Raw genomic sequence first — 6,470 nt, forward strand, 5'->3', positions numbered from 1 at the left:
TCCCCTGAATTATTTAAGTTGTTTTAAGCTGCCAGCCAGTAAAGAAGTAATAAAATTTAGGATATGTGTTTAAATCCTCTTTCAGCCTGAAGACCCTCATGTTTTCTATGATATATCTTATCTCACTCTTGGGGTCTAAAAGATTCCCGAACTTCCTCGCTCCTACAGGGCAGACCTCCACACATGCAGGATATTTGCCGACCCTTGTCCTCTGGATGCAGAAAGTGCATTTCTCGACTACACCTTTATACCGTGGACGGTTACCCAGATAATGGGTTTCAGGATTTAACTCTTCCGTCGGGATATTTGGCTTTGCCCAGTTGAAACGCCTTGCCCCATAAGGGCATGCCGCCATACAGTATCTGCAGCCTATGCACCAGTTATAGTCAATTACTATGACCCCATCAGGGTCCTTCCATGTTGCCTGTGTCGGACATACCTTAACACACGGTGGGTTTTCGCACTGCTGACACTGGACAGGAACATAAAAATGACCTGGCTCAGGAATCTGTTTAGGGTTATAGTATTTTTCTGAATTTTCAAGGTCAATCCATTTCTCACCTTTCTTGAAACGAAGGACTGTAATCCAGTGGATTTGAGGAATTCTTGACTGGTTGTTCTCCTCAACACAAGCATAGACACATTTCCTGCAGCCGATACAACGTGATAGGTCAAGGCCATAACCAAACTTGACATTGGGGATTGCTTTAGTTGCACTGATGCGGATGTCTTTCTTCCATTCAAGGGATGCCTCTTTTTCAAGTCTTTCAATAACCTTCTTGATTTCTTCATCCCTCATCTCCCTGAAATGCTTCTGTAAGAAGGCATCCAAGAAGGATGCGTCTGCAGTATGCAGGGGGAGTGCTGTACCTGCCAGACCAATAGCAGCACCTTTTATAAAAGTTCTTCTATCGAGATTTATCCCTGATGAATGCTTTATCTTTTTCGACATAATTATTAACCTCTATTTGATTTCAGCCGGATTCATTGGTGGTTTTTTCGGCTCGAGTGCTTTGAACCTTGGTTGGTGCGGGTCATGGCATTTTACACAAAAATAGTAAAGTTTTTCTCCATTCCACAGCCCAATTCTCTTACCGTGAATTCCTGCTTTCCAGTCTCTAAATATTGTTCCATGACACTGACCGCAGAGTTTATAGGACTTGTTATAATCTATCAATTCTCCATTTGGTAATCTCAATTTATCACGCTCATGACAGTCCAGACACCACCGATCCTTCTCTGCGTGCTTAAGAACTATATTGGTATGATACATTTCAAGTTTTCTCTGTTTTCTATTAACAGGTAAATTGTCATGACATTTCGAACATGGGAAGTTTTCAGAAGGTGGAGGTGCAGGCACAAAAGACTTTGGTATATCCTCTACAGTCTCTCCACCTAAGGAAAGACTTAAAATAGAAGATAGTCCCATCATCAATATTATTAGTATTATTAGTGCAAATTTACTTTTCTTTTTCATTAACACCTATGAGCAATCATAGCAAAATTAATGCCATAACTTAAAATCATTTTAAAATCAGTGGTTTTATAAAATTCTCTATCTCTTTAGGCATGATTTAAGTTGCAATGATGTAACTTAAATGACTTGAGTAGTTGCAGGAATTTAACTTCTTAACTCAGTTTAAAGTAAAGACAAAGGTGACCTTCGTCATTGAATCCAAATTCTAAGGTCTCATCCACAAACAAAGAAGCATCCTCTGCCAGTTCCTTTAACTTTTCTACAAGTGTCTCGTGATTTCTGTCTTCTATATCGTAGAGCTCAAGGATATCAATGATATCGTCTATGTCACCTGTGTTATAGGATTCTAAGACTATCCCGTGGCCATTCAGACCTTCTCTTTCTATCCTTGCTCTGGCAATACTTATCTGATGCTTTAATCTTCCAATGCAAAGCCCATTAATCTTAAGATCCTTTATGTCCACGATGTTCCCTCTTCCTTTTCATAAAATACAATGGGCAACCATCTGCGGCTGCCCATTGTGGCTAAATACAATCTACAAGAAAATTAGAGTCTTTAATGCCCTTTCTTGAGTTCTGCTGGTGGTAGTTTGTCTACTTTCACTTCAGGGTGCATCTCTCTGTGCTTACTGCCAGTATAGGCATACTGCATGGTCTCCTTGTAGAACTGGAAGTGCTTTGCACTGTCAACCTTAATATCACCAAGTTTATCTCCTGTCTTTGCACGTGTCACTGTAACTACCGTATCATACCAACCCTGACCACCACCTATTGGGTCTGCAACCACGGGGATTATTTCATTTGGATTGACACCCTCTGTCTTCCACCAGACATGTTTCAAATCAGGGTCATCCACACCACCCCACATTGGTGGGGTTGCTTTGGTGGCGGTTGCTACCCTGCCAAACTTCGTCCCGAGGGTGTTGGAGACCGCCACAACCTTTGGATGGATGCCCTCTGTAACCCTTGCTTTTGTTACCATATAACCTACACCACTTGTAATCCTTATCAAATCCCCATTCTTGATGCCAATCTTTTTAGCAGTTGCTGCATTTATCCATGCTGGGTTCGAATGGATCATCTCAGTCAACCCTTTTACATTGGGTGTTCTTGACTGTGTATGGACATTCCACTTGAAGGTAGTAAGAACCAGCTCATCATCCTTTAGTTTACATGAACCGTCCTTATTCCAGTGCCACGGATGTGGCTTAAACACAGGAAGTGGATTAAAGCCATACTTCTCATATTCATGCGCATAAGTATTAATCTTACCATCATGAGTTCCAAAACCTTTCCGTCTCTTACCATCAACTGTTACCTTACCATTCGGGTCCTCTTTATATGGAAGACCAAACTCTGCCTTTATCTCCATTCCATTATCGCCTATAATTTTGCCTGTCGCAGGGTCAAGTTTCCCATAGATAGGATATACACCATTTTTCTTGAACTCCTCCCAGTCAAGCCCTTTCACACCTGCAAACTGCTGTCTGATGTAATCCTCTCCATCTTTGAACTCCCAGTACTTCTTCATGCCTCTCCTGCCATCCTGGTCTATCTTGTGGATTATTCTCTTTAGAACTTCTCTATACTCCATCGCCTCACCGAGTGGCTTTACAACAGGTTGTCTGAGTCCAACCCATGGCCAGAGGCTTGAAGGCATGCTCTCAGGGTCGTGCCTTTCAAGGTAGCTGCAGTCAGGCAGAACTAAGTCCATGAGATTTGTTGTTTCATTCATCTGGTTAGAGAAAGTTACGCTGAAGGGGACAAGTTTTTCATCCATTAACACATCTCTCCATACGCTTGCAGCAGGATGGGTAAATGCCTCACAACACATATAGTTTAAATATACGCTTACTTTTTGCTTACCCTCCTTTATCCAGAAAGGCACGAGGTGACTTACCTTGTGGCTGGCAAGGGGATAATCAGGTGGTGAAGAGAGGTAACTTGGCTCATCCCCGCCTTTTGGTACAGGCTGAGGCTGACCGTAACCCATACCCCTCGGCAGACAGTAACCACCTTTTACCTCTACATTACCTGTGATTATTGACAAGAGCATTGCACATCTTTCATTATATGAGCCATAAAGATGCATGCAGGGTCCCCTGTAGGTATAGGTGGTGGCAGGTTTTGTGCTGGCAAACTCAATAGCAATCCTTCTTATTTCCTTTGCAGGAACACCTGAATACTTTTCGGCCAACTCAGGTGTGTATCCTCTCAGATAGGCAGCCAGTTTATCTGCTGGATAGTTTGTCCATTTATTGATGAAGTCTTTATCTGCCAGCCCCTCCTGCATAATGACATTCGCCATGGCAAGGGCAACTATTCCATCTGTCCCTGGAAAGATAGAAAACCACTCATGGCTCTTTGCTGCTGTATTTGAGAGCCTTACATCAAATGTTACAAGCTTTGCCTTATTCTCCTTCAGTCCCTCTATAATCCTCTGTGAATAGGGATTATGAAAGTATGCTGCCTCAAGGATGTTGCTTCCAAAATTGATGATATACTTTGTATTGGCAAAGTCAGGGGTCTCTATGTCAGGTCCCCATGTTGGCTCCATCCCTATCTTCTTGCTGGATTCACAGGTAGAGGTATGGTTAACTATCGTATTGGAGCCCAGTGTCTTCATGAACCTAACTGATGCACCTCCACTTCTTTCCCTACCCCATTTAAGCATAATCTCATTCGGATGACCGCTATCTACAACAGCCTTTATCCTGTCAGCAACCTCCCCTATCGCCTCATCCCAAGAGACCCTTTTCCATCGCCCAGTCCCCCTCGGACCTGTCCTTCTCAATGGATAGAGTATCCTATCAGGGTCATAAAGATGTCCTATACCTCCTTGACCCTTTGCACAGAGCCTTCCCCTTGTAGAGACATGCTTGTCATTGCCTTCAAGCTTCCTTACCCTTCCGTTCTTGATAAAGGCAATGCCACCATCTTCTATGTTACACACGAGACAGGTGTAGGGCACTACTTTATCCCAAGCTTCTCCTGTTATAGTATCCTCTTTCGCATGGACACCCCTGCCAGCTGACTCCAGCTCCATTGCACCTGCAAAATAAGTAAATCTACTACCAACGGTAAATACTGTCCCTGTTGCCAAGCCTAACTTAACAAAGTCTCTTCTGGTTAATTCCATGGTCATGCCTCCTTTCTTTTACTTTGTATATGGTCCCTGTCTCCAGACCTGAATCTGATGCTTACTATTTGCCTCTTTCCTCAGGTCTTCACCCTTCTTAAAGGCATCATTAATGGCAATTCTGTCTTTACCAATATAATACACATTAGGCTTCGTCCCTCTTTCAGGAAGCAAGACCTTAACCTTATGTTTTTTCAGAATCTTTGAGACCTCGCTCTTAGGGTCATTAAGGTCTCCTACTACCCTTGCCCTTCCAATACATGTATTAATGCAGGCAGGCACCACACCAGCCTCAAGTCTATGTGCACATAATGTGCATTTATCTGCAGGATTTCCATCAGGATTTCCACCTGCCTTTTTACCAGGGTCAAAGGACCTTACACCATAAGGGCAGTTCTGAATACATAGACCACACGCAACACACCTGTCCTGATCGACAAGAACCACACCATCTGGCCTTTTATAAGTTGCTCTCTTTTTAAACTTAATACCTTTAAACTCCGCATCTATGGGGTCAACAGGACATACCCCTACACACGGGGGATTGTCGCAGTGATTACAGAGCCATGGCATAAAAACACGGTCTGTCTTTGGATATCTACCAACCTCTCGGTAAATCACCTGTGACCTGAAGACTCCAAGCCTTGTATCAAACTCACCCTTACAGGCAACAGCACATGCCATACAGCCAATACATCTGTCAAGGTCAATAACCATCACCCATTTAGTAACCTTTCTCTGTGCCGATTCAATACCCTCTGAAACAGAAAGCAGAGCAGCACCTGCAAGCGCACCTACTGTTGATAACTTAAGAAACTCCCCCCTGCTTAGCCCATCTTTCTCTTCACCCATACCACACCTCCTTTGAAGAACTTACATGTTATTCAACACCGAAACACCTCTTCTCTACCTCTAAGAACCTCTGGGCCAATATCACCACCTCCTTGTAAAAAGGATGAAATGCATACCTCTTTAAATCCTTCAAAAGGCTGAAAACCCATTTATTGATATGCTCGGTAAAGAATTCTCCCTGGAGACTGCACCACTCCATAGCCCCTTTCTCATCCTTATCACCCCATGCCTTAGATTCCTTCTCAGTTAGATATCCCATAAACTCCAGCTCCATGCCCAAATGGTCTGATAAAACAGGACAGCCCTCTCGAACAATGAGCCCACATCTCCTGTAAAATTCTCTCACCTCCCATTCGGATTCCTGACAAAGCAAACCCTTAAGTCGCACTGACTCATAAGGTGAAATGCCACCAGGAACAATAAATAAGGCAGCATACTCCTCTGCCAGAGCATCCAACAACTCCTCTTGTGGAATATCAAAAAATATATCTCCCATATCCACGCCAAGGTCTTTAAGTGCACCCATCACCTCTTTACCCTTCAGAGTCGTCAGAAGCTCAGCGGTGAGCTCTCTTAGAAACAGCATCGCAAGGAGACGATACACATAACTTCTGCCTCTGGCCATCTCTGATCTCTCTACAGCCTCTCCTGACATACAAACCTCACAAAGTCAAAGATTTTCAAAATTAAGCTACTCCTTTGGGAAAAGTGGGAATATTTTAGAAAAGACCCAGAGTAATACAAAGGGCAGTCCAAGTATAAAAGTCATACCAACAAGTCCTTCCTTAAGGGTTTCTAAGTCATGGGGAATAATAGGCAGACGATAATTCATGTATCCTGAGTAAGTGAGGGAGAAGGACTGACCGCCTATGACCACATCCCATCTCATCATAAAGACCCCAAAGAGGACGAGTACTGATGCAATAAATGCCCTCTTTATGGTGAGATGCGGTATCAGTAACAATATAAAAGGAACAGCAGAGCCAAGACCATACTGAAGCA

At 43.3% G+C, this 6,470-nt stretch carries 7 protein-coding genes; all 7 read right to left on the minus strand.

Annotated elements, in window-relative coordinates; translation table 11 throughout:
* Positions 1 to 13: 13 nt before the first annotated feature.
* A complete protein-coding gene (locus AB1488_08095; GenBank protein MEW6410058.1) occupies positions 14 to 952 on the minus strand; it encodes a 4Fe-4S dicluster domain-containing protein in 939 nt (312 codons plus the stop codon).
* Positions 953 to 964: 12 nt separating this feature from the next.
* Positions 965 to 1,477: a cytochrome c3 family protein gene (locus AB1488_08100; protein ID MEW6410059.1), complete on the minus strand. Its 513-nt coding sequence runs from the start codon at positions 1,475 to 1,477 to the stop codon at positions 965 to 967.
* 152 nt (positions 1,478 to 1,629) lie between these two features.
* A complete protein-coding gene (locus AB1488_08105) occupies positions 1,630 to 1,941 on the minus strand; it encodes a hypothetical protein (protein ID MEW6410060.1) in 312 nt (103 codons plus the stop codon).
* A 92-nt stretch (positions 1,942 to 2,033) separates the two neighbouring features.
* A complete protein-coding gene (locus AB1488_08110; GenBank protein MEW6410061.1) occupies positions 2,034 to 4,616 on the minus strand; it encodes a molybdopterin-dependent oxidoreductase in 2,583 nt (860 codons plus the stop codon).
* Positions 4,617 to 4,634: 18 nt separating this feature from the next.
* Positions 4,635 to 5,468 carry a 4Fe-4S dicluster domain-containing protein gene (locus AB1488_08115; protein MEW6410062.1) on the minus strand — a complete coding sequence of 278 codons (834 nt, stop codon included), beginning with the start codon at positions 5,466 to 5,468 and terminating at the stop codon, positions 4,635 to 4,637.
* A gap of 28 nt (positions 5,469 to 5,496) precedes the next feature.
* A complete protein-coding gene (locus tag AB1488_08120) occupies positions 5,497 to 6,123 on the minus strand; it encodes a molecular chaperone TorD family protein (GenBank protein ID MEW6410063.1) in 627 nt (208 codons plus the stop codon).
* Positions 6,124 to 6,159: 36 nt separating this feature from the next.
* Positions 6,160 to 6,470: oxidoreductase (locus AB1488_08125; protein MEW6410064.1), on the minus strand; the 311-nt coding region annotated here is incomplete at its 5' end.

The organism is Nitrospirota bacterium, from assembly GCA_040756155.1.
Taxonomy (GTDB): Bacteria; Nitrospirota; Thermodesulfovibrionia; order JACRGW01; family JBFLZU01; genus JBFLZU01.